The organism is Pseudohongiella sp. (assembly GCF_040877505.1).
Classification (GTDB): domain Bacteria; phylum Pseudomonadota; class Gammaproteobacteria; order Pseudomonadales; family Pseudohongiellaceae; genus Pseudohongiella.
In genome coordinates this window covers 1-25197 of sequence record NZ_JBBDNQ010000024.1, presented here as the reverse complement: position 1 = coordinate 25197, position 25197 = coordinate 1, and the positions used below count along the sequence as shown (strand labels likewise).

Below are 25197 nucleotides of genomic sequence, written 5' to 3'. Positions count from 1 at the left end.
CCAGAAGTGGCAAACCCTGAGGTGTTAAGCATCCGAGCCTTTCATGGCGGAGGTAAAGGCAGCCAGGGCCTGCAGTTTCTGCAGGGCCTCACCCGTGCGCAAAATGGCTTGCGCACGGAGAACACCTGCCGGCAAATCGTCCACCAGATTGGCGGCGTAAATTGCCGCACCCGCGTTCAGCGCAACTATATCGCCGGCCGCTTCGTTGTCATAGGTCAGTGCGCTCTGTACCAGTTCATAACTTTCCTGTGGCGAGCTGACCTGCAACATGGCAAAACCATCGCGCTGATTCATGCCAAAATCTGCCGGACTGACACTGTACCGCACAATGTGCCCATCGCGCAGTTCACCGATCTGGGTAGTGGCCGAAATGCTGATTTCATCCAGACCGTCTTCCGATGCCAACACCAGGACGTGGCGGCTGCCCAGCTCCTTCAGGACCTCCAGTATCGGTTCAATCCAGACCGGATCAAATACCCCCAACACCTGATTCGGTGCCGAGGCCGGATTGGTCAGCGGCCCCAGCATATTAAAAATGGTGCGCACACCAAGTTCGCGACGCGGGCCAATAACGTGTTTCATGGCGCTGTGGTGCCCGGGCGCAAACATGAACCCGACACCAATCTGCTCAATACATTCAGCGACCTGCGCCGGCTTTATCGCCAGGTTAACCCCGGCTGCCTCCAGCACATCAGCGCTGCCGCTTTTACTGGTTGCGCCACGATTGCCATGTTTGGCCACACGTGCGCCCGCGCAGGCAGCGACCATGGCCGCCGATGTCGAAATATTGAAGGTATCCGTGCCGGTGCCACCGGTACCACAGGTATCCACCAGATGTGCATCCGGCGGCACCGCTACCGGCGTTGCCAGTTCACGCATGACACGCACCGCGCCCAGCAACTCAGGCGTTTTTATCCCTTTCATCTGCAAGGCAACCAGAAAGGCACCCACCTGAGCATCAGTGCATTGTCCGGTCATGATTTCCCGCATCAGACCAGCCATATCATCAGCGCTTAAATCCTGTTTTTCGGCCAGGTGCCGGATGGCCTGCTTGATATCCATAAATGCGTTCTCGTTTATCTGGGCCGGTTTTTGTCAGCCTGAATCAGCTTTGCAGAAAATTCTTCAACAACTGATGACCATGCTCGCTGAGGATGGATTCAGGGTGAAACTGCACCCCTTCAATTGCCAGTGTTTTATGTCGCAAACCCATGATCTCGTCCAATTTGCCGTCTTCCATCTGGGTCCAGGCCGTCACTTCAAGGCACTCAGGCAAGGTCTTGCTGTCCACTACCAGCGAATGATAACGGGTGGCTGTAAACGGACTGGGCAAGGACCGGAACACACCAGTATTGCTATGGCAGATCGGCGACAGCTTGCCATGCATGACCTGGCGGGCCCTGATCACATCACCGCCAAAGGCCTGACCAATGCTCTGATGGCCCAGACAGACACCCAGAATGGGTATCCTGCCGGCGAAGTGTTTAATTACATCAATGGAGATGCCCGCCTCGCTGGGCGAACACGGGCCCGGCGAGATCACGATTTTCGCAGGTGCCAGCGCCTCGATATCCGCCAATGACAGCGCATCATTGCGGTACACCTGCACATCGGCCCCCAGCTCGCCCAGATATTGCACGATGTTGTAGGTAAACGAGTCATAATTGTCGATCATCAAGATCATTGCCGGTTGTCCCCTGGAAACCTGACATCGCGCCGAAAATCCGGCGCCAAGAGTGCTGCATTTTCTCCTAAAACGGCACAGACATAAACCTCTCCGACGCAATATCAGTACACTATGAGCTTATCCGAACTGACGAACGGGGGTGGAAACAGGTAATCTTGTACGGGATAAGACATGAAACAAACGACCCAGGAGGAAAACGCATGACTCGCGTACCCAGTTATGACAGCGTAGCCGATCTGCTGAAGATATTGATCAGCTTCCATTCACAGCTTGCCGACATGTATGGCCGCCTCAACGCCATGGTGGACGACAAGTACGCCAAACTGCTGGCTGAAGAAATGCAGCGCCGCGAGCTGCGTCTGGTTGAAACGCTGTCCGGTTATGAGAAAAATGCGCCCGAGCGCATTCTGGACACCATGCTGCAGAAGTCCTATCCGGAGAACCCCAATGACCTCCTCAGCGAGATGGAAGCTCAGATGAAACCAGAAACAACTGCGAGGCTGAGCCCGGATGACATCTACAGCCTTGGCAGCCGCGCCGACAGCCATATTGAAGAACTGCTGTCTGTGCTGCACGACAGCAGCAATGTTCCCGAGGTACGCGACGTGTTCAAGGACCTGCACGATGGGGAGGAACTGGAGCGAATAGCACTGAGCAAGGCCTACAATTCACTCAGGGAAATGTAGGTTTGTATGTACCCGACAAACGATGGGTAACACGGTCACTCAACCGGGTAGATGAATAGTATTTGCTGATCTCCGTTGGTGTAGGTGATTTCATAGTCAGAAAGACCATTGCCGCTGATGTCACCAACCAGGCGAAGTCCCAGTTCGTCGCGCTGGGATCCTGCCGCACGGTAGACCACATAGTCTACGCGGCCCCTGATAGCTACTCCATCAACGCTGGCAACGATCACACCATCGGTACCAATGCGGACACTGGTTACGCCATCGATGTTTGCGATCGCCTCACGCAACGCCTTCGAGTCTAACGGCACGGGCACGATATCCTGCTCCATCAGGTCTCCTTCGCCGTTCTCGAATATCAGTGATATTCCGCCTACGTTGCCCAGCCCGGCAATCGGGTAGTCAACCAGCCCGGGGACTGTGCCGCGATGGGCAGGTACGGCCATGACTTCGGGCCGACCAGAGTAGTACTGGTTTGACGCCAGCGACAAAATGTTCGGACCACCGTCCATCAGACTTTGTTGGTCATTGCCTGCACCAACTACCAGGTTCGCCCGCGTATCATATTGCAGCTGAAGACCTTGCGCATTCAGCGCAGCCAGAAACGCAGACTCGTTTATCAGTGCCGGATATGCCACCACAACACGACGACTTTCTGTGATCAGGACAATATCGCCATCGTCGTTGAAATAAACGCCCTCCGGCGTATCCGGGTCAGCCTGGCTGACGGACACGGGCAGCACAAGACTCCTGAAGTCATCCGTGATCACCTCGATTTCGCCATTCTGCGTAACATCAACGTCGGATTGCGCAAGGCCCTGCATCAGTTGTACGAAGTTTATCAGGGGCACCGGCGGCTGGTTCTCGCTCCCTGCCAGGACATCATCCGACATATCCACCAACTGAAATTCATCACCCGTTCCCCACGGAACGGACTTCAGCGCGCGCGTCAGATCCATGGACGGAGGGATGGACGCCTCCGATTCGAACTTCACATTCGGGCCCAGTTCGACACCCGGCTCCAGCACCGTATCAGCACCGATCACAACATTGGACAATTCTGCGCCGGCCGTGATGTTACCGCCATTGATCAGGGCAGGTTGCTCCGGGTCTCCGGTGAGCCGGCCGGAAATCGTACCGCCGCTGACGGTAACATTCGCCAGCAATGTGATATTGCCACCGATGGTGCCGTTGTTAACGACCGTGCCGCCGAGGGTGCCGCCGGTCACCACGCCACCCGCAGTGATTGTCAGCGTACCACTGGTGTGATTCACCGATGTCTGGGTGCTGACAACATTGCCCTGGTCAGCTGGCTGTGGCAGTTGCACATTAACAGTCTGGGATGCCGCATCGTCCCTGGCGCCGCCTGTGCCCTGTTCATCCGCGACAGAATTACCGTCATTGAACGTCCAGACCATAACAAAACTTCCCGTTGGACTGCTATTGACCTTGGCGTAATGCACCGCGCGCAGGGTTTCATTGACCAATGCGCGCGTTGCAATGGTGCCATTGTTCTGAAAACTCAGCTGCAACTGTCCTTCGCCGGTATCGGCAATCACGGCAATGATGTCGCCGCCAACGCTGACTGATCCGCCGCCATCGGGCCCGCCAGCCACAGTCAGCGAGCCGACGCCGACCAGAGAGAACAGATCGTCGGCATTGGCACCGCCGTCGCGCGCGATGACCAGACTTGCGCCCGTATAGTTACCGTCACCCGCGTTCAGGGCATCCAGATCCGGATCAGCAACGGCAGCACTGGCATCCAGTTTTTGCGGCGCGGCGCCTTGCACATAGGTCACTGTCGCCACCACGGTGAGTTCCGGCGCCCGGTTGACCTGTTCGACCGTGAACGTCCGGGAGACCTGGGTAGCCGCGTTGAACGCACTGCTGCCGGGCTGGTTTGCATGGATCGTACAGTTGCCAACATCCAGGAAGTTCAGCGTGCCGCCGGTGGTAATGTCGCACACGGCCGAGGAGCCGGCATCGGCTGTAAACACCACTGCCAGGCCCGAATCAGACGTGGCACTCAGGGTAGGTGTCTCATGGTAGTTTTGCACACCCGGATTGCCAAAGGTAATGACCTGGTCAGCTTTCGGTACAACCGCGTTGGAAGCCGCCGAAGCGGCGCCGCTGCCAATGCCGTTGGCAGCGGTAACCGCAAACGTGTACGACGTGCCGTTAGTGAGACCGCCTACCGTGATCGGACTGGCAACGCCGGTACCGGTGAGGCCACCGGGCGATGCCGTCACGGTATACTGCGTGATCGCGCTGCCACCTTCGAAACCCGGCGCCGTGAAGGTGACTGTCGCCTCGGCGTCTCCCGCCGTGGCGCTGCCAATGGTTGGCGCGCCGGGCGCCACGGCCAGCACCTCGAAGCTGCGTGTAACCGTTGTCGCCGCCAGCCAGGCGGCATCGCCCGACTGGTCCGCGTCAATCTCGCAGCTTCCTGCCGACACAAAGCCTAACAAACCTGCAGTGGTGACGGTGCAGACCGCAGGCGTGGTCGAGCTGAATACCACGGTCAGACCCGAGCTGGCCGTTGCGCCTAATTGCGGCGTGGTACCGAAGTCCTGATCAGCTGGTTGAGCGAAGGTGATGGTCTGAGCGGATCGTGGCACCACGGAAGTCGACGCAGCCGAAGCAGCACTGCTGCCGGCAGCGTTGGTGGCGGTGACACTGAAGGTATACGACGTGCCATTGCTCAGGCCCGATACCGTAATCGGCGAGGCCGCGCCGGTGCCAGTGAAGCCGCCGGGGTTGGAAGTGACCGTATACCCGGTAATGCTTGCGCCACCGTCGAACGCCGGCGGCGAAAAGGATACGGTAGCCTGCTGGTCTCCCGCCACCGCTGTCACGGCGGTCGGTGCGCCCGGCACCACAGCATTGACAGCAAAGGTCTGGGTGACGCGAGGTGCCGGCTCGTATCCACTGGCACCGGGCTGATCCGCATGAATGGTACAGTTGCCCGTGGCAACAAACGTGAGCACGCCACCCGTGGTCACCGTGCACACTGCCGGTGTGTCAGTACTGTACTCGACATCGAGGGGCGAGTTGACCGAGGCTGCCAGCTGCGGACTGGTGCCAAAATCCTGGTTGCCCGGGTCAGCAAAAGTGATGGTTTGTGTGACGGTGGGTGTGACGGAATTTGACGCTGCCGATGCCGGCCCGGTGCCCGCACTGTTGGTCGCGGTGACCGTGAAGGTGTACGAGGTACCGTTGCCGAGCCCCGTGACAGTAATGGGCGAGCCGGTGCCGCTGGCGGTGATGTTGCCAGGGCTTGAGGTGACGGTGTACCCGGTGATTGCGGCGCCGCCCGTGAATGCGGGCGGCGTGAAGGTGACTGTTGCTTCCGCACTACTCAGCGTTGCAGTGCCTATCTCAGGCGCGCCCGGGAGCACGGCATTCACCTGGAAAGTTTGCGCCACCTGTGGCGCCGGATTAAATTCCGGGTTGCCCGCCTGGTTCGCATTGATGGTGCAAGTACCTGGCGCCACAAGCGTTAATGCGCCACCGGCGGTGATTGTGCACACGCCTGCTGTGGTGGAACTGAAACTGACGGTCAATCCTGAGCTGGCGGTGGCAGTCAGCGTCGGAGAGGTGGCAAAGTCTTGCGCACCCGGGTTGGCGAACGTTATGGTCTGCGCACCCATTGGCGTGACGGCACTGGAGGCCGTCGACGCGGCACCGGTGCCCGTAGGATTGGTAGCCGTCACTGAAAAGGTGTAAGCGTCGCCGTTGGTCAATCCCGTCACCACGATCGGACTGCTGCCGCCACTCTGCGTCAAACCGCCGGGGCTTGATGTCACGGTATAGCTGGTGATCGCCGCCCCGCCGTTGGACGCCGGCGCGTCAAAGGCGACACTCGCCTGTGCGTCACCTGCTGTCGCCTGCACATTGGTGGGAGCATCTGGCACGGTTGTAGAGGTTCCGCTGATAATGACGTTTGAAGTCTCGCTGGCGATCACAGGAGAGAACTCTGTGCTACTGTGGGTAAAATCGCCACTAAAGTTGGCAATGCCTCCTGCCCCACTGGCGCCAACGTCACCAAACGCGTAGACGCGGAACGTCGCCGAAGTAATACCTTTAAACGCCGCACCCAGCGCCGCAGACAGAATACGTTGCCTGATGACCCCCCCGGATTCATGTGGAATAGCAACTTCGGCAATGTAGTCATTGATGCCAAAGCCGTTCACACTGGCGTAGAGTCGAAACGTAATCGGTCCTCTGAACTCGTTTACGCTATCGGTAATGTCGTTTTCATTCGCCACGCCCACCGCGACATTATCAAGGTTCAGTTCATACCCGGATGCGGCTGATACGGTGAACTCATAGTAGTCCTGGCTCATGTTCTGGCTGCCAGCCCAGCCCGTGAGAAACATATTTTGTGACGAGCCTGCCCAGAAATCGTTATCGAACGCGGCAGGACCGGTCACAGTAATATCGCCGGCCTCGACATTCGCATCAACCGTGGTTGCTGCCAGGGGACTGCCATTCCAGGTGAGGTTTCGTATATCGTACTCAACCAGCGCCTGCCCGTGAACCGCTAAGCTGGTGAGCGAGAAAAGCAGTATGGCAACGCCTTGAAACAGACAATGCCAGGCTTTTCTTCCCCGGTTTTTGACATTGACGTTGGTTGCAGAAAGACGAAAAATAGCTTCTTTCCGGCAAGCAGTTAACATCGGTGGCCTGCATTCTAAAAGATGACTCATTGCGCTTGCCTTATAGCTTACCCATCGGAATAGTTATAAGTGACAGTCGGCGTTTCGCCGGCTGTCACTGTTTACTCCTGCATTCAGTGTCTAGGGACGGCTCGGGAACAACCCCTGAACAGCAATGATGAAGTTGACCGGCAAATACGGTTGCATGTTGTTATGCAGCTGCCCGTTTCCAGTTGTTCCCAACGCCATCGGGTGCATATTTGTATTGGTCGAAGCACTGTAGATCGGGTGACCATCTCCGCCCCGGCCACTGCCTCGCGCTGTCCACACATTCTCGCCGGGGGACGCTTGCGTACTGGATGCCACTGTAGACGCATTGGCCGTATGACTGTGCGAGGGCATTTGTGCTTCCTGCAACCCTACCGATTCTTTCCCCGGCCTGTCTCCCATCTTGCGCGGGGTCAGGCCCGGGCCGCTTCCCTGCCCCATCGGTGCCCGGCCACGAAGATCGGGCAACGCGAATGTGTTTCGGCCATCGCCACCAAACTTTGTCCCAAGAATTGAGAACAGTGCGGTATTGTTGCTTATCGGCAATAACTGCCCATCACACAATTGCCAGCCTCGCGGCGCAAAGGTGCCAGCGAACTGGCGAATTTCTCCAATAAAAGGCTCCATGTCTGTTGTTCTCCTGTTCAGTTTCGCGAGGGATAAATGCCTTCAACCGAGATGCAAAGTGACAGCACCTGCCAGGGCTGCATATTTTCATGCGGTTGACCGCCACCATTGTGGGCCAGGGCGTCCGCCTGCATTTTGGTATCAGGACGCTCGGCATACATCGGATTGTCGCCGCTGTTCGCCCACACATTTCCCTCCGGCGTGGTTACCGTGCCGACAGCGGAACTGGCGGCCACAGCGTGACTGTGCGGCGGCAGCTCGTTGATAGTCAGGGTATGAGTTGCTTCACCACCGGCCTCGCCCTGCTTGTGCGCCGGTGATACGTGCATCGGAACACGACCGCGCAAATCCGGTAACGCGAAGGTTGTACTTCCATTGCCCCCGTACACGTCGCCCAGAAGAGAAAACAGCGCCTGATTTTGATTAGTCTGCAGCAACTGCCCTTCGCAGCGCATCCAGCCTTTGGGGATGGTGTTGAATGAAAACACCCTGATTTCGCCCAGATAGGGTTCCGCCATGAGTCCGCTCCTTTTTGTATTGTTGTGTGATCAGGTTACCTGCTCCGACTGCGCCACCTACCCGGTCGGAAAATTGCCATACAGACAGATGATGAAGTTGACGACCAGGCTCGGCATGACGTTTTCGTGTGACTGGTTGCCACCTGTCACAGCGACAGCGTCCGGACTCATGGTGACGGTGGGTGCGGCTGATTGATAAGGCGCTATGGCATCGCTGCTCGCCCAGACATGATTGGTTGGTGAATTGCTACTACCTGCCGCCGTGCTCGCGTTGACGACATGGGTGTGAGCGGGCAGCTGCTGGGCGATTAGCGTCACCGTTTCCACGCCTCCTGTGGCGCCTAACTGCATGCTGTTGCTCATTTGCACAGGAACCCGACCACGCAGGTCCGGCAGACCAAACGTTCGTTGACCATCCCCTCCGTAGGCTGTGCCAATCAGCGCGAACAACGCGTCATAGTCGCTGACCGGCAACAGTCTGCCATCACAAACATGCCAGCCTACCGGTGCGAAGTCGCCGCCGAACATGCGGATTTCGCCAACATAGGAATCACTCATTATTATTCTCCAGTCTGTTTTACAATCTAGAAATGGTCCTGTTCTAAATGTTCCTGTTCACAGCGACTGACGGCTGCCACTGCATGGCAATATGCGTTTCAGAACTGTAGGTTTCGTAAAAGCCATGACGACGATAAAGATCCTGCGCGGAGTTATTCATAGCAACGCTAAGCTTAAGGGGTATACAACGCTCCGTGGCGGCACGCTGCAACAGCTGCAATACATGGCTGCCGATACCCAGGCCGCGAAATTCCGGTAACAGCGCGATGTCAATCAAATGCAGAATATTTGCTGATTCTTGAATAAGACATCGGCCCGATGCTTCCCTGCCGCACATAATCAGCATATCGCAGGCATCGGGGTACTGAATATCATAGGCTTTTTTCTGCAGCTCCCATTGCATACTCAGAAAATCACGCGTCTGGGCATCGCTCCAACCCCAGGACGCCACCTCCTGTCTTCGCGTAGCGATATACAGTGCAAAAAGAAACGGGGCATCGTGCGACGGCACAGATCGCCGCAGACAGACTTCAGTGCAAGCAGTCATAACAGAGGCCTTGTCAGGCAGGGTTAGCGTTGCTGTGCCCAGAGCTTCAGGGTGAATTGACATCTGGACATTTTGCGCATGTCGAACTGATCAATCAAGGCTATCAACAAACAACAATCCCAACATGTGATGAACATCACATTTTTAGACATGACAATAATTACGTTCAATAATACAGATAGTAAATTAACAAATTGCAGGAACGCTCAGTTTATACACTGACAAAAAAATTAACCTTTTTACCAAATATCACGCACACCGCACATACCCAGGCCCAGCGCATGAGTCATGAGCCATCCGACCGCAGCGACGCGATAGCACAGGCTCTGCCGAACAACCGCTTGTTCCGGCTGCGGCGTCGCGTATAATCCACGCTTTCCGGGCCACTCGCACCTGTCGCCGCCACAGCGACACCCGTATTTATAGAAACGTAACGTTAGTTAGTGCCCGTCAGGAGGCCACATGCACATCAACGGAATCAAGGACAACCGCGTGACGGTCAGCGTGAACCAGGGCGTCGCCGATGTGCGCATGAATCGGGCAGACAAACGCAATGCGCTGGATGACGCCCTGTTTCAGTCGCTGGCTGCGGCCGGCGAAGCGTTAAAGACTTTACCGGGCCTGCGCGCCGTGGTGCTGTCCGGCGAAGGTGAATCCTTTTGCGCAGGACTGGATTTCGGATCATTTAAAGGCATGTCGCAGCGTGATGGCAAAACCTCCACCATCGGCACCATGGTCGCCGACGACGCCATTACTCATCTGGCGCAACAGGTGTGCTGGGTCTGGCAGGAAATTCCGGTACCGGTGATTGCCGCCCTGCGAGGCCATGCACTGGGGGGCGGCATGCAGATTGCGTTGTGCGCCGACATCCGTATTGCCCACCCCGATACCCAACTGTCGGTGCGCGAAGTTTTCTGGGGCCTGATTCCGGACATGACCGGTACGTTGATGCTGTCACATTTGGTGAGACCAGATGTGGCTCGCGAACTGATTTACACGGCAAAAATTCTTCAGGCCGACGAAGGACACACGCTGGGGCTGATCAGCCATTTGTCGGAGGATCCACTGTTGGCGGCGCAAACCCTCGCCACCGAGATCGCCAGTCGCAGCCCCGACGCTGTGCGCGCCGCCAAGCGCCTGCTGAGCCGCAAGCTCAGGGCAGAGGCCGCTGAGCAGTTTGCGGCTGAGCGCGAGGAAATCTACAAACTGATCGGCTCACCCAACCAGAATGAAGCGGTGCAAGCCTACTTTGAGAAACGCCCGCCGGCATTCAAGGACAACTGATGCGTACGCCCGATCGGGAACCAGGTCAACATTGATCATGATGCAGTCATATCAGACGGTCACAATTGCATTGCACAACCCCAAGAGCCCGGAAAATGTCGGCTCGGTCATGCGTGCTGCCGGTTGCTATCAGGCCGGTGCGGTGCGCTATACCGGCCAGCGCTTTTCGCGCGCCGTGAAGTATCAGACCGATACCAAAAATATCAGTTCAAAAATACCCTTGACACATGTCACTGATCTGCTGGCAAACCTGCCGGTCGACACCCAGGTGGTCTGCGTGGAATTTGCCGAAGGCGCCACTCTGCTGCCGACTTTCATCCATCCGCCGCACGCGATTTATCTGTTCGGACCGGAAGATGGCTCCCTGCCGCAGACCCTGATTGATGCCGCCGACCATGTCGTATTCATACCCACGGTCGGCTGCATGAATCTGGCGGCGTCGGTCAACGTCGTATTATACGACCGGCTATGCAAATCAGAGATCACTGCCGATAGCAATGACGTGATAAAACGCAGCCGCGACACCAACAACCGCCTGCTTGTTAAACCCTGACCACGCTGGCTACTCCTGCTCATACACGAACAGGTACTGTTTATCACCATTGGCATAGGTGACACGGTAGTCATCCACGCCATTGCCGGTGAGGTCGCCCACTGTATCCAGCACCAATGCATCCGCATTGCCATCCGCAGCAGCCCGCACAACGGTGTAGTCCATCGCGCCGCGCAGAACAACCCCATCAATACTGACCTGAATCACACCACGCGTATCGATACTCACCGCGGTCACACCACCCAGACCCAGCAAGGCACCCTGCAGCGCAGACCAGTCAGCAGGTGTGGGCATCAGGTCTTGCTGCATCAGCGTTCCGTCTTCACCGGTAAACACCGAGGTCTGCTGCTGCGCAGTCCCCAGGCCCGGCACCGTGTACGCCGTGATACCCGGGGTTCCTGACTGGTCTGCCGAAATGGCCGTTACATCGGCGCGCGCGCTGAAATAAATCTCCTCTCTCTGCAGCGCCTGAACCCTCGCGACATTGACCTGGTCGGAAGTTTCCGTTTGCTCCTCAAATGGTGTGACCACCAATTTGCCTGTCGAGGTATAGGTCGGCTGCAGCGCCAGCGTCGACAACAGGTTCTGGAGTAGTTCAGTATCCACGTGCAAAGCATAGGCACGGATACCCAGACCCGTTTCCGTAAACAGCAAGACATCACCATTGTTGCCGAAGTAGATGCCGGCGGTTTGTGCCCCCTGGGCTTGCACAATCTCCACTGGCAGTATCAACGCCCTATAGCCTTCAGCTGTAATCCGTAGCTGGCCGTTGGCCAGTTGCTCGATGGTCGCCCCGTCAATAGTGAAGACGGCAATGTCGCCAATAGCCTGAATCAGACCGGGCGCCTGGAATATCACTCCTGCGCCCAGCATGATGCCCGACTCAAGGGTCACGCCAGATCCGATGATCACATGAGCGAGAGAGACATCGCCACTAACCGTCGCACTACTTATAGTCACTGGCTGACCGGGCTCCCCGGCTGTATCCGTGGTGACATTGCCCGTCACGACTGTCGGCGGCGCCGGTGTTGGCGGTGGTGGCGGCGCGGGAGGTTGTGGCTGCACATCAATTGCCACGGTGGCCGCAATATCCTGACCCAGATAGCTCAGCGTTATCCGTGCCTCACGCACGCCATTGACCGGGTCTGCGCTGTTTAGATTCCGATAGGTGATGGCCTGCATCAGCGTCTGTACCCGAATGACAGTTGCCGCGTCGCTGAATGTGACACTGAGTACTTCGCCAGCACCGATGGCATTATCCAGCGTGCCGATCACCACACTGTTCACCAGCACATCGCTGCCTACCGTGGTTGCCGACAGGCTGACAGCGCCGCTGGTCAAAAACGACAGCACATCTTCGGCAGCGTTCGCGGCGCTGATCATCTCCACCTTCAGCCTGCCGCCATCCAGATTCACCGCACCCGGCATCTCAAGGCGCGCGGCCGCGTTCGGGTCAAGCTGCAGCGGGCCATTGCCAATACGGAAGGTCTGGCTGCTGCCATCGAGCCCCCCAAGAACGGGATCACCGATCATGCGCACGGTCAGTGCCGCAGCGTGCGGGTTATCCCCGGCATCGGAAGGGATGTTCAACTGCGCGCTACGCAAGCCCGAGACAGAAGCGTCGACACTGACGCTGATGCTGCAGTCACCGTCTACGGCCAGCGCACTGTTGCTGCAGGCATCGGTCACCACAGTGAAATCGGCGGCATGATCTCCGCCGAGAGCAAGCGCACCTATGTTGACAGGCACATTGCCATCATTAGTAATGCTTAGCGTCCGGGTCGTCGCTGCCGCATGGATGCTGCGCGTACCAAAGTTAAGCACGCTGACTGACAGGGCAATTTTTGAATCGACAGCCGCCACCACCAGATTGACTGCATTCGCCTGCGTGGCATCGATACTGTAAACAAATCCCGCTGGTACCGTGTTGATACTCAGCCCGTTATCCGTCAGCGAACCCGAGTAGGTGAATAATGTATAGGTGCCAACCGCCAAACCGCCCAGATCCGAAACATTCAGCAAGCCATCCAGCACCAGATCACCGGTGACTTGAATCAGGTCATTAACGTTTCCACCCACAGTGCCAGGTGCCGCTAATTCGAAATTGAGCACTGATGTTGCACCAAGCTCGAGATCCGAAGCGCTCAGGGTGCCCGCACTCGCGCCGGGCGCCACAATCCCGCCACTGGCCACCTGCACAGCACCGACTGTGCCGGTTCCTGACAGGGTGGCGCCACTGGCTACGGCCACACCACCGGCCAGACTGCCACTGACCCGCAACTGACCCGCAGCGGTAGTGGTACTGCCGGTGTAAGTACTGTCACCTGACAGCGTCAGCGTCCCGCTACTCTGCTTCACCAAAGAACCGTCGCCGCTGATAACCCCACTGAAGGTACCGCTGGCCACACGTACCTCACTGAGAGAGGTCAACCCCATGGCACCGGCGCCGCTTAATACGTTGATCGTTTCGGTAACAGCCGAACCGTCACCAAGTGTTATTACGGCGCCCGTCCCCAACTCCACGGTGGCGGTGTCCACAATCTGTTCATGGGCGGCGACAACCACCTGCGTACCCGTATCCACGGTCAGGTTACCGGGAACCGCCATGACGTTGTCGCTCTTGTTGAGACGAAAACGCAGACCGGCCCCGGCGACCGTTTGCAACCGTGTGAGACCGGTGTAGGTATTGGCGGCCGCGCCACTGAACTCCAGTGTGCGAGCGCTGCTGACGGCAGTCGCATCAACAATAAAACCCCCGTTGGACAATATGCCGGAAAAATTCACTGTTTGCTCAGAAGTAGTCCCTCCCAGCAATCTTAATGATTCGGAGCCACCGCCAAAATTGATGTTGCCAGACAGCGTTATCGGAAAAACAGTTGATATTCGCAAGTCACTGGTGTCTACCAGTGAGACCGCGTTTGGCACAGTCATTGTGTCGGCCAGGTCCAGACGGGCACCTGCCGCCACCGTGAGCAGACCGCTGCCAAACGGGGAGGTTACCGCGCTGCCCGAGTCACGAAAAACAACCGAACCCTCGTTAATGTCCATGCCGCCCGAGAACGTCCTGTCGCCTTTCAGTCGCAGCTGACCGCCCCCGGTCTTGGTCAGTTTGCCAATGCCGCTGATGTTGTTGCCCGTACCAAAAGTCGGAACATCGACAAAAATCGTGCCACCACCTGCTCTTAATGCTATTTCGGCGGGCGGATCCGTCGGTTGAAGATTCCTCAAGGTGCCACCATCCAGCGCCACGACCCCAAGGATTTCGACATTGTTAGGCCTGAATGTGCTATTGATGACTTCCACATTGCCGCTATACGTCGCACCTGCGCGATTTAATGTCAGCATACCCGCGCCCTGTTGCCGGATGAGGCCTGAGCCATTGATTGGGTTAGATAGCGTCAGGTCGTCAGAGCGATTAAACACCAGCGTCCCATTATTGGTGATATTGCCGGCCATGGCCGCCACCGACTCGCCCATGTCTATTTGCAGCGTGCCTGTGGCATCGATGATCAGCGCCCCAGTGCTGGCCGACTCCAGACCATCGGCAGTCAGGGCGTTTGCTATGGTAGTGGTAGTGCCGGTGCTCAGTACCAGCCGCCCCTGCACATCAACGGCGGCCCCCTCCAGGCGATAACCGCTGCTGCTGAACTGCATCCGGCCTGCCTGTGCCGCAGCCGCGGTGACATTGACCGTGCCCCCCGTGCCAGTGAACCGCCGGTCCGGCAGGGCACCAAGGCCATAGGCGCCGTAATTCGCTGTGCCCGTTTGATTGGTCCAGTTAGTGGAGACCTCGTCCCAGGTACCATCGCCGCCGTCCACGGTACCATTCTGTATCGTGTTGCCGCCGTCCCAGTAAATCCGGTCTTGTGCCGATGCTGCGTCAGCAACGGTCAACAGCAGGCCGGCCAATACAATAGTTCTGACGATTTGACACTTGTATCTGGAAACTAGGCGGGGCATGGCGGTGGACCCTTGATTCATGAATGATTACAAATAACCAGTCATGATCCGGGTAACGCGGGGGGACGACTATCACATTTCCGCTTTTTTGAAGGATTTGTTGTGTCACAGGTGGGCGAAAAACCTTTTGAGCAGGCTCAGCGCATCGCGCGCTGAAGCGTTGCCGAGGGGCGCTCACCAAACAGGCTGGCATAGTCTCGCGCGAAGTTACTCAGGTGCAGGAAGCCGAAGCGGGTGGCAATGTCGGTGACTGTCAGCTCTTTATGGGCAGGCGCCATTAACTGCTGGCGTACTTTGTTGAGGCGCAGAATACGCAAATACGCGACCGGGGTAATCTGCAGGTAATCGTTAAAGCTGTACTGCAACACGCGCGCGCCAACGCCCACATTATTGCAGATGTCAACCACACTGGGGCTGACATGCTGATCCAGGCAGCTCAGAATATAGTCCCGGGTCCTTCGCACGACCTCAAGTCTGCGCTGCCGCAGTTGTTGTCCCGGCGCGCCGTCCGCTCCGGCCAGTGAGGCGTTATGAACGATAAGTGCGAGCTGATGCAACAGCGCTTTGCCCGGCTCCGCGCCTTGGTTTTGCGCACTATCTGTGAGTTGTGTCTGATGCAATGCAATACCGGTCAGCTGTTCCAGCAACTGACGGCTTTTGCCAGATTTGAACACCTGCAAGCCAGTCACATCCGTATCCCAGCCTTCGGCACCCAGGGCGCGAATACTGCCCATCAGTTCGCTTTCCTCCATCACCACATAACACGTGGACACACCACCAGGGATGACCAGGTCACAATCGGTATTGGCATGCATGAGGTAAATCTGATTATCATCTTCCATCGTGTGCCGCATAAAACGCGCAGCATCGTGACCATGGTCAATCATCGATATCGTACAGCGATTCGAGGGCACCTGTGCACGTTTATGCACCGATTTGTTTTGATACTCAAGAAAGGTGGTAACCGGGCCCAGTTCCCGTCTGGCAATGCTGCCACTGAACTGGCCCGCGTCAATCTGGGAATACTCTACCTGCAGCCACGCCTGAGCCTGCGCGTGCACGGAGGAGTCGTCGGTAGCAATGCTCTCGAATCCGGCGTGGATGTCCTTACCCATAACCATTTACCTAAACCGGGGCGCTGCAGCTGGCACCAAATTTATAACAGCTAAAACACCGATGATGTCGCAACATGATGCGCGTACGCATGCTGTCGGCCAGGCTCCCGCCCAGATCATAATCCGGATCGTCATCCACCAGCGTGCAGGCATAAACCCGCACACCTCGCTCCGAATTGACCAGCATACGAGTGTGGGTACACATAAAATGGTCGCGGCTTTGCTGCGTGGGATATTTATCCATGCAGCTCTCGGTCACTTCGGGACTTCCATCTTCAGTGCCAGGTATCCCAAAATCGGGAAATGCAGTGAAAGCCACAGACTGTGGTATTTCATGCCGGCGAAAGAGTGAACGATACTCATCTTCGATTGCGGCGCTGTTTTCATTGGCTTCCATCTGCCGCGCCACTGATACCTTGAACCCGTTTTCGTGCAGCCAGCGGATTGCCTGCAGGGACTCCGCAAAGCTGCCTTCGCCCCGACCTTCGTCGTGACGGGCGGCATCCGGGTAATCGAGACTGATGCGAAAACTGATAGGGTAGGGATTGTTCAATAAAGGCAGGATCTGATGCGAGCGCTGCATCAAAACCCGGGTACCATTGGTCAGCACAAAACAGGGCTTATGCTGGCTGGCGTAATCCAGGATGTTAACAAAATCACGGATCACAAAAGGTTCGCCGCCGGTAAAGGAAAACTGTTCAACGCCAATATCCACCGCTTCGTGAATGAAGGGCTTGAGCAAATCAAGCGTCATGGCGGGGATACGCGTGTCACCGGGTTTTGAGCCCTCCAGGCAAAACGGGCAGGCCAGGTTGCAGGCGGTGCCGGTATGTATCCACAGTTCGCGCAACTGATTCGCATCAATGTAGCCGCGCGGCTCTCCTGCGCGCGTATGGGTCCAGCTGTCCGCGTAGCGAGGTGATACCAGATTTATCACGGGGATTTCTCCACGCACTGAATGTACTGATTTTTCAGCAGAGCTGACAGACATAAAATCCTCTTGGGTATATACGACCCGGGTGACAGTGAAGATCATGAACAGACACAAGATAGCAGATTTGAGCCGTATTTTGTTGAGCCGGTTCACTCTGCAATGACGGATCACAGTTGATCCTTGACCCGCCGGAATGCGTATGAACATCATTGCGCCATTTACAGGGAGGGTTTTGCCATGTCGTCACCACGCACCAACATCGTCTGGTTCCGCCAGGACCTGCGTCTGGCCGACAATCCCGCATTGTACGAAGCCAGCAACAACGGCAATAGCATTCCTGTCTACATACTGGATGACAGCAACAGTGGCGAATGGGCCATGGGCGGCGCCAGCCGTTGGTGGCTGCATCATTCGCTCAGCGCGCTGTCCGCATCCCTGAACGGCAAGTTGCTGGTATTGCAGGGTGATCCGCTGACCTTGCTGCCCAGGCTGGTCGAGGCTGCGCAGGCAGATGACGTCTACTGGAACCGCTGCTACGAACCCTGGCGCATCAAGCGGGACAGTGAACTCAAGAAACAACTCAACGGCAATGGCACCGTGGTCTACAGCAGCAATGGCTCCCTGTTGTGGGAACCGTGGCGTATATTAAAAGATGACCAGACGCCGTATCGGGTTTTTACACCCTTCTATCGACGCGGCTGTCTAAAAGCAGAACCGCCCGCGCAGCCTTTGCCAGTGCCACGCCAGCTTGCCAATACTGTCATGGATGCCAGCAAAGCAGGAAACAGTGCCTCCTGGCTGAGAGATCATATGGGCCAGGCTGGTATCGACAGGCTGGGCCTGTTGCCAACAATACCCTGGGACCAGACCATGGCCGCCACCTGGCACATCGGGGAAAAAGCAGCCTGGCAGCGACTGCAACAATTTCTCAACGAGGGCCTGCACGGTTACAAGGAAGGCCGCAATTTCCCGGCCAGGACAAACGTGTCGCGTTTATCCCCCTACCTGCATTTCGGCGAAATTTCGCCCCGGCAGGTCTGGCACGAAGCGCAGTCGGCGGGGACTGTCGGCGGCCTGGAGAACGACCTGGATACCTTCCTGTCCGAGATCGGCTGGCGCGAATTCTCCTATTCTCTGCTGTATCACAACCCTGAACTGCCGAGCGTCGCCATCCAGAAGCGCTTTAATGCTTTCCCCTGGCAAAAGGACGCCGGGCGCTCGCGCGCGTGGCAGCAAGGTAATACCGGCATACCATTGGTCGATGCCGGCATGCGCGAGTTGTGGCAGACCGGTTACATGCACAATCGGGTGCGAATGGTCGTGGGATCATTCCTGGTGAAAAACCTGCTGTTGCACTGGCATGAGGGGGAAGCCTGGTTCTGGGACTGCCTGGTGGATGCCGACCTGGCCAGCAACAGCGCAAGCTGGCAGTGGATCGCAGGCTGCGGCGCCGATGCTGCACCCTATTTCCGTGTGTTCAACCCGGTGCTGCAAAGCCAGAAATTCGACAAGGAAGGTGACTACTTGAGGCGATACCTGCCGGAGCTTGCGGCGCTGCCCGACAAGCATATTCACGCTCCGTTTGATGCCCCTGCTGATGTGCTGCGCAGTGCCGGCATTCGTCTGGACGAGAACTATCCCAACCCGGTCGTTGCGTTGAAGGCTTCACGCGAGGCAGCACTGGCCGCCTTCAAAAGCCTGTCCTGAGCCTTAAAGCAGACCCAGGTTGATGGCCCGCAGGACGGCCTGGGTGCGATCACGCACGCCCAGCTTTTCCAGAATGGAGGACACCTGATTCTTGATGGTGCCCTCGGATTTGTGGATGGTATTGGAAATTTCGCGATTGCTGAAACCACCGGCCATCAATCGCAGCACCTCGATCTCCTTGTCGCTCAGGGCCTCTGCCGCGCTCATATTGTCAAAGCGTGGCTCCATGGTCGACAGGCCCTTAAGAATGCGTTCTGTCAGCGCCGGCTGCATCAGGGTGCCACCGGCATGAACGACCTCAATCGCGCCCACCAGGCTCTCCAGCGATACGTCCTTCAGCAAATAGCCTTTGGCACCTGCCGTGATGCCCTCCATCACCAGCTGACTGTCATCAAACGTGGTGAGAATGATGCTGGGCACCAAACAATCGGCTTCACGCATGGCATGCAAAGCGTCGATGCCTGTCATTTTTGGCATCCGAATGTCAATCAACAGAACGTCCGGTTTGAATTGCCTGATGCCGTCGACCACCTGGCTGCCGTCTTCGACCTGCCCCACAACCTCGATGTCCTCGCTGAGCTCAAGCAGACTGCAAATACCCAGGCGCACCAGATTCTGATCTTCAGCCAACATGACACGTATTTTCATTCAGGGCTCCGACAGCGGAACGGACATCGCTGAGTGACAGTTATTCCAGTTACAGTATGCCATACAGACAATTCCGCTAGCACTAGGTCATAAGTCACCCTCATGAAAATGCCTTTCGGCACTGTCCTTATCAGAACAGGCATCTCATCATAAACCTCGATATTTACCAACATCAGGCAACGGAGACCCGCCCTATGATCTGGCTGCATCAATCCGCTCTTTATCTGCATATCGCCGTTGGCATCGTCGCCCTGATCATATTCTGGGTACCCGCCCTCAGCAAAAAGGGATCCGTCAATCACAAGCGCGTTGGCCGAATTTTCGCCCTTATCATGTACACCGTGGGCTGGTCAGGGGTACTGATGGCATCGCTGGATCTTTGGCGGCCGCTGACTATGCACCCGGCGGCGGATGTAACCACACCCGAATCTCAGGTCGCGATCAGTGCAGGCATCCGTTCCACCGCCACTTTTTTGCTGTCGCTGAGCATACTGGTACTGACTGCCACGCGGCACGGCTGGCTCGTTATCAGAGGCAAGGAGGATCGCCGTATCCTGCGCAAGCCCTCGCAGGTCGCCTTGTGCCTGGCATTGCTGGCTGCCGGCCTGACCCTGCTGGTCGTCGGGGCACGCGGAGGCAATACCTTATTGCTGATATTTGGCGCCCTTGAAACCTGGCTGGCGATTGGTTATCTGCGTTACAGCTTCAAGGCCGACCTTGCGCACCCCAAAGAGTGGTGGATCGAGCACCTGGGAGCACTTATCGTTGGCGGCATCAGCGCCTACACGGCATTTTTTGTGGTCGGGGCAGCCAGCCTGCTGGAGCCGTTGTTGCAGAGCGGCAGTTTCGCCGGTCTGGGCATTGTGTTCTGGGTGGCGCCGGGTGTTATCGGTGGCTTCGCCATTGCCCGCCTCAGTCGCAAGTACCGGCTGCGATTCACCGCCAAACCGGGCTAACACTGCCTGTTAAGGCGAGCAAGGCAAGCTCGGGTTCAGGTGACTTTGTGTCTCACAGCAAAAGCCGGATCGCGCCACAATTCATCACGCATGATGGTGGTCAGAACCTGCACACTGCGGGCGATATCGGCGTAGCGCAGGAACAGGGGACTGAAACCCATGCGCAGAATATCCGGTGCCCGGAAATCCGCAATCACGCCATGGGCAATCAATGCCTGACAGATCTCGAAGGCCTGCGGATGCCGGTATGCCAGCTGAGCCCCCCGCATTGATTCATCGCGTGGCGAGATCAGCACCAGCGCTGACATCGCGGGTGTCTGCCCGGCCATCTGCTCAACCAATTGCATAAACAACGCGGCAAGCGCCAGCGATTTCTTGCGCACGGCGAGCATATCGATGTCAGCAAACACATCCAGCGCTGCGTCCAGAATACTCAGAGACACAACAGGTGGCGTGCCCGTCAGAAAAGCGCTGATACCCGCCGCCCTTTCATATTTATTGTCAAAATCAAAAGGCGCCTGATGCCCCATCCATCCGCTCAAGGGCTGCGTGACCGTGCCCTGATGCCGCGCCGCAACGTATAAAAACGCGGGCGCACCGGGACCGCCATTCAGGTATTTGTATCCGCAACCCACAGCAAAATCGACATGACATTCATCCAGCTGCACCGGCACCACACCGGCACTGTGAGCCAGGTCCCAGATCACCAGAATACCCCTGGCATGCGCCTGCGCCGTGATTTTTTTCATGTCGTACAGAGTGCCGTTTCGGAAGTTGACATGTGACAATAACAACACCGCCACATCGTCATCCATGTTTGATTCAAGGTCGTCGTCATCGTCTGCCAGACGCAATGTGCATTTGTCGCTGCCCAGCAGATTACCCAGCCCCTGCACCATGTACAGGTCGGTCGGGAAGTTGCCTTGTTGCGACAACACCACATTGCGGCCATTCTGCATCATCAAGGCAGCGCTGAGCAGTTTAAACAGATTGACAGACACCGAATCACAGCACAGGGTCTGGCCCGATGCAGCGCCGATCAGCCGGGCAATCTTATCCCCCGCATGCACCGGCAGATCAATCCACCCATGAAGATTCCAGCTTTTGATCAGGTCCTGCCCCCACTGCTGCTCGACAACCTCCCGGGCGCGCTGTCTGGCAGTCCGCGGCAGGCAACCCAGTGAGTTGCCATCCAGATAAACGATATCAGTCGGCAGTTCGAAGTCGGCATACTTTGTGGCCAACGGATCGTGATCGTCCATAAGCGTCAGTTGGTCGTTTGTCATTCTGCCAACACACTTTGCAGAGTGGACAACAACACATTAAAGCTGCGCGTGCCCGGGTGCACCCAATCGAAATGGCCTGCGCTCTCGACAAAGAGCGTGCGCGCCCCCACCAGCAGCGCCTGGTTGACCGACACCAGGGCATCAGATCCGCCGTGCAACAGCAAGGTGGTGGCATGAGTGGTATGGTCGGCGGGATTGGCCGCCGCATAGTCGGCAGGCATCTCCTGTGGTGTACCGCCCATGAACCGGGCTGTTGCTGTTTCGCAGCTGTTGCTGCCAGCAGCATAAGCAATAATATCAGTGATTGCCGCCAGGCCCACAACGGCACTGGCAGCGGGCGTCTCACGTCCGGCAAGCAGGGCCAGGTGACCACCGGCGGAGTGACCAACAATAACAAAACGCCCGTTGTCTATCGGATAGTTCTGCAACTGCTCTATGTGATTGATACCGGCCAGCACATCCTGGTAAGTCCCCGGCCAACCGCCACCGGCATCCCCACTGCGTCGGTATTCCAGTGACCATACCGCATAACCGGCCTGCGCCAGCGCAGTGCTCAATGCATAGGTATGGTTGATGTCGTAGGCGTTAAGCCAGCAACCACCATGAATCAACACCACTACCGGCGCCTTGTCCGCCGACCGGGCACTGCCTGCCTGCTCTTTCGGCAACCAAAGCAGCCCGTGTTGCAGTGGGTCATTGCCATAAGCAATGCGGGCATGCGGCTCGCGATAGGTCAGTGCCTCCACCGCGCTGTAGGCTACGCCAGCATCAACTGTCTGATACTCAATATCCGTGCTGGCCACCCGGGACATGCAGGATGTCAACGCCAGGGCCATAACAGCAATACCAGGCCAGGATCGCGGCAGGTGCACTAGACATTGTAAATTCATTATGAATTCTCGATTATCAGGTCTATATCAATAGATAGATTCAATCTTACATTGACTCGGGCCCGCCATACCATGGCTATACTCTCTGACAACCAGGACGATAGTATCGGCGGTGTTTTTTAACGCTTGAAATTTTGACTTTGCCGAGACACTATACGCACCCAACAAAATAACAAAATCGGCCGATATTGAATGCCGATATAAAAAGCCCCGGGAACAAAATGGATCTGGATCAGCAACAGGCAATTGACTCGAATGCCAAGGATCAGCGGCTGCGCCTGCAACGCATGACCTGGGGCTTCGGCGCTCAATTCAGCACCTGGCTGGTTATCTGGGGACTTTACCTGTTCGGCATGCTGCCGGGATTACCCGTCGCCATCTATTTTCTGCTGATCTTTTCCGCCGATCTCAGCTTTATTCTCCTGCTTAAAACCGACATCAATCTGCGCTTCAAAGACCCCAGCATGACCGCAGCACAAATTGTCACCCCCATCTGGCCGGCGGTGTTCATCATGTTTTTTGTCACCGACCCACAGGCACGTACTGTTTTCCTGTTGACTGCGACCAGCGGCCTGATGTTTGGTTCATTTGTCATGACACGCCGCGGCATGTTGTCTGTCGGCGCCTTTATTCTGACCAGTTATATGGCGCTGTTGGCAGCACTGCAACTGCTCGCGCCAGAACGCATGGACTGGCGGATTGAGATCATTATTGTATTTACCTACGCATCGGTTTTGCTGACCGTGGCCTATCTGGGCAGTTTCATTTCCAGCATGCGCCTCAAGCTGAAGGACAAGAACCGTGAGTTGGCCGAATTGGCGGCACGCGATCCGCTTACCCAACTGCCCAATCGGCGCTCACTGATGGATCAACTGTCACAAGAGGTCGCCCGGGTGGAGCGACGCACAGCGGATGAGGATGAGCTGTGCGTCAGCATGCTCGACGTAGATCATTTCAAACGCATCAATGACACCTGGGGCCACGATGCCGGTGATGCCATTCTGTGCAAAATCAGCGACGAGTTACGCAAAATCATGCGCAAGGGGGATTTTCTGGGACGTTTCGGCGGCGAGGAGTTTATTGCCATTCTGCCGGAATCCACACTGGACGCCGCCAAGCGGACGGCCCAACGCATCCAGGATTGTGTCGCCAGCCTGAGCTTTGCAGAATTGCCCGAAGGCGAACGCATCACTGTCTCGCAGGGCCTGGCTGTCTACCAGCCAGGAGAACGCATAGAAAGCACGTTAAAACGCGCCGACGAAGCGCTCTATGTTGCCAAGGAAAACGGCCGCAATCAGATCGTCGTCAGCCAGGCGGACGCTGATCAACAACAGCCTTGAGCGGACTAAAACAGCCTTGAGCGTACGAAAGTACTAAACAGCCTTGGGCGTATTAAACAGCCTTGAGCGGAATCAGATTCTCATTCTCAGTCAGCTCAGGCAACGCCGGCAAAGGCATACCCAGATTGTTCTTCTCGAACACCCGATCCGCCCGATAACTTGAACGCACCAGCGGGCCGGCGGCCACTTCCATAAAACCTTTGGCCAGACCCAGCTCCCGAAGACGATTGAACTCTTCCGGACTGACGAAACGCTCTACTTTCAGATGATTACGAGTTGGCTGCAGATACTGGCCCAGCGTCAGAATATCTACCCCAATCGCACGCAGGTCATCCATGGTCTGCAGAATTTCCGCCTCAGTTTCACCCAGCCCCAGCATCAGACTGGTTTTGGTCAGTACCTGCGGCCGATGCTGCTTGGCAAACGCCAGCACATCCAGTGTTTTCTGGTAACCGGCGCGCGGGTCACGCACCGGATGCGTCAAACGTTTTACCGTCTCCACATTCTGCGCAAACACCTCCAGCCCCGACTCCACCACCCGGGCCACTGCCTCCATGTCGCCACTGAAATCAGGCGTCAACGCTTCAACCGTTACCTGCGGCGTACGCGCCTTGATCGCGGCCACACAGGCGGCATAATGCGCCGCGCCGCCGTCGTCCAGATCATCACGGTCAACTGAGGTCAGCACAATATAACGCAGCCCCATCAGTTCCACCGATTTTGCCACATGCGCCGGCTCATCAACATCCAGCCAGCCACCGGGATTCCCGGTATCTACCGCACAGAACTTGCACGCCCGCGTGCACACCGAACCCATCACCATGATCGTGGCCGTGCCGTTGTTCCAGCACTCACCAATGTTCGGACAATGTGACTCCTCACACACCGTACTCAGCCGGTTCTCCCGCACATTCGCCTTCACCGCCTCAAAGCGCTCGCCACCGGGCATGCGCGCCCGCAGCCACTTGGGCTTACGCGCCATCGGCACAACCTGCTCGACCGCACCGGACGATTTTTTCACCCCGTCCTTGATCGCGGTAAATCCCTGCTCACTGCGGAATTTGCTGCCACTCGGAATTGAAGGCGGACGCTGCTGATGACTCATCTGAACCTGATCCTGTGATCAAAAAACCAATACGCCCATGATACCGCATTTGGCCTCCCGCCATAAGACCACCAAAACAGCCCGTTGTCA

The 25197-nt window shown here is 57.0% G+C and carries 20 protein-coding genes; 6 read left to right on the top strand and 14 right to left on the bottom strand.

Annotation, left to right across the window (positions count from 1 at the left end; all coding sequences use genetic code 11):
• Positions 1-24 precede the first annotated feature (24 nt).
• The gene (trpD, locus tag WD071_RS08460) at positions 25-1062 is read right to left on the bottom strand and encodes an anthranilate phosphoribosyltransferase (RefSeq protein WP_368047926.1); all 1038 of its coding nucleotides are present in this window, start codon (positions 1060-1062) and stop codon (positions 25-27) included.
• Between the two features lie 43 nt (positions 1063-1105).
• Positions 1106-1684: an aminodeoxychorismate/anthranilate synthase component II gene (locus WD071_RS08455; RefSeq protein ID WP_368047925.1), complete on the bottom strand. Its 579-nt coding sequence runs from the start codon at positions 1682-1684 to the stop codon at positions 1106-1108.
• 203 nt (positions 1685-1887) lie between these two features.
• On the opposite strand from WD071_RS08455, the gene WD071_RS08450 reads away from it, so the two are divergent.
• Positions 1888-2373 carry a hypothetical protein gene (locus WD071_RS08450; protein WP_368047924.1) on the top strand — a complete coding sequence of 162 codons (486 nt, stop codon included), beginning with the start codon at positions 1888-1890 and terminating at the stop codon, positions 2371-2373.
• A gap of 35 nt (positions 2374-2408) precedes the next feature.
• Here WD071_RS08450 and WD071_RS08445 read toward each other — a convergent pair whose 3' ends face one another.
• The 5 genes from WD071_RS08445 to WD071_RS08425 all read right to left on the bottom strand — a co-directional run bounded on the left by WD071_RS08445 (position 2409) and on the right by WD071_RS08425 (position 9329).
• The gene (locus tag WD071_RS08445) at positions 2409-7082 is read right to left on the bottom strand and encodes a beta strand repeat-containing protein (RefSeq protein WP_368047923.1); all 4674 of its coding nucleotides are present in this window, start codon (positions 7080-7082) and stop codon (positions 2409-2411) included.
• A 90-nt stretch (positions 7083-7172) separates the two neighbouring features.
• Positions 7173-7706 carry a phage tail protein gene (locus tag WD071_RS08440; RefSeq protein WP_368047922.1) on the bottom strand — a complete coding sequence of 178 codons (534 nt, stop codon included), beginning with the start codon at positions 7704-7706 and terminating at the stop codon, positions 7173-7175.
• 17 nt (positions 7707-7723) lie between these two features.
• The gene (locus WD071_RS08435; protein WP_368047921.1) at positions 7724-8224 is read right to left on the bottom strand and encodes a phage tail protein; all 501 of its coding nucleotides are present in this window, start codon (positions 8222-8224) and stop codon (positions 7724-7726) included.
• A gap of 57 nt (positions 8225-8281) precedes the next feature.
• Positions 8282-8782: a phage tail protein gene (locus tag WD071_RS08430; RefSeq protein WP_368047920.1), complete on the bottom strand. Its 501-nt coding sequence runs from the start codon at positions 8780-8782 to the stop codon at positions 8282-8284.
• 43 nt (positions 8783-8825) lie between these two features.
• Entirely contained in the window at positions 8826-9329 is a 504-nt protein-coding gene (locus tag WD071_RS08425; protein ID WP_368047919.1) for a GNAT family N-acetyltransferase, read from the bottom strand.
• A gap of 462 nt (positions 9330-9791) precedes the next feature.
• Here WD071_RS08425 and WD071_RS08420 point away from each other — a divergent pair, with 462 nt between their 5' ends.
• Both WD071_RS08420 and WD071_RS08415 read left to right on the top strand, forming a co-directional pair.
• The gene (locus tag WD071_RS08420; protein WP_368047918.1) at positions 9792-10613 is read left to right on the top strand and encodes a crotonase/enoyl-CoA hydratase family protein; all 822 of its coding nucleotides are present in this window, start codon (positions 9792-9794) and stop codon (positions 10611-10613) included.
• A 40-nt stretch (positions 10614-10653) separates the two neighbouring features.
• Entirely contained in the window at positions 10654-11166 is a 513-nt protein-coding gene (locus WD071_RS08415; RefSeq protein WP_368048144.1) for an RNA methyltransferase, read from the top strand.
• A 9-nt stretch (positions 11167-11175) separates the two neighbouring features.
• Here WD071_RS08415 and WD071_RS08410 read toward each other — a convergent pair whose 3' ends face one another.
• The 3 genes from WD071_RS08410 to WD071_RS08400 all read right to left on the bottom strand — a co-directional run bounded on the left by WD071_RS08410 (position 11176) and on the right by WD071_RS08400 (position 17232).
• Positions 11176-15126: a choice-of-anchor D domain-containing protein gene (locus WD071_RS08410; RefSeq protein WP_368047917.1), complete on the bottom strand. Its 3951-nt coding sequence runs from the start codon at positions 15124-15126 to the stop codon at positions 11176-11178.
• A gap of 137 nt (positions 15127-15263) precedes the next feature.
• Positions 15264-16241, bottom strand: a complete 978-nt coding sequence (locus WD071_RS08405; RefSeq protein WP_368047916.1) for a helix-turn-helix domain-containing protein — start codon at positions 16239-16241, stop codon at positions 15264-15266.
• A gap of 10 nt (positions 16242-16251) precedes the next feature.
• Entirely contained in the window at positions 16252-17232 is a 981-nt protein-coding gene (locus WD071_RS08400; protein WP_368047915.1) for a radical SAM protein, read from the bottom strand.
• A 180-nt stretch (positions 17233-17412) separates the two neighbouring features.
• Between WD071_RS08400 and WD071_RS08395 the strand changes: the two genes are divergently transcribed.
• On the top strand, positions 17413-18882 hold the full coding sequence (locus WD071_RS08395; protein ID WP_368047914.1) for a deoxyribodipyrimidine photo-lyase: 1470 nt from the start codon (positions 17413-17415) through the stop codon (positions 18880-18882).
• Between the two features lie 3 nt (positions 18883-18885).
• Here the strand turns inward: WD071_RS08395 and WD071_RS08390 are convergent, their stop codons facing one another.
• Positions 18886-19530, bottom strand: coding sequence for a response regulator (locus WD071_RS08390; protein ID WP_368047913.1), 645 nt, complete (start codon positions 19528-19530; stop codon positions 18886-18888).
• A 194-nt stretch (positions 19531-19724) separates the two neighbouring features.
• Here WD071_RS08390 and WD071_RS08385 point away from each other — a divergent pair, with 194 nt between their 5' ends.
• Positions 19725-20486, top strand: a complete 762-nt coding sequence (locus WD071_RS08385) for a hypothetical protein (protein WP_368047912.1) — start codon at positions 19725-19727, stop codon at positions 20484-20486.
• A 35-nt stretch (positions 20487-20521) separates the two neighbouring features.
• On the opposite strand, the gene kynU is transcribed toward WD071_RS08385, so the two are convergent.
• Both kynU and WD071_RS08375 read right to left on the bottom strand, forming a co-directional pair.
• Positions 20522-21772: a kynureninase gene (gene kynU / locus WD071_RS08380; RefSeq protein ID WP_368047911.1), complete on the bottom strand. Its 1251-nt coding sequence runs from the start codon at positions 21770-21772 to the stop codon at positions 20522-20524.
• Positions 21769-22608 (bottom strand): alpha/beta fold hydrolase, encoded by an 840-nt coding sequence (locus WD071_RS08375; RefSeq protein WP_368047910.1) that lies wholly within the window; start codon positions 22606-22608, stop codon positions 21769-21771. The genes kynU and WD071_RS08375 overlap by 4 nt, the downstream gene beginning before the upstream one ends.
• 275 nt (positions 22609-22883) lie before the next feature.
• Here WD071_RS08375 and WD071_RS08370 point away from each other — a divergent pair, with 275 nt between their 5' ends.
• Positions 22884-24002, top strand: coding sequence for a GGDEF domain-containing protein (locus tag WD071_RS08370; protein ID WP_368047909.1), 1119 nt, complete (start codon positions 22884-22886; stop codon positions 24000-24002).
• Between the two features lie 52 nt (positions 24003-24054).
• Here the strand turns inward: WD071_RS08370 and lipA are convergent, their stop codons facing one another.
• Positions 24055-25107: a lipoyl synthase gene (gene lipA / locus WD071_RS08365; RefSeq protein WP_368047908.1), complete on the bottom strand. Its 1053-nt coding sequence runs from the start codon at positions 25105-25107 to the stop codon at positions 24055-24057.
• Between the last annotated feature and the right edge of the window lie 90 nt (positions 25108-25197).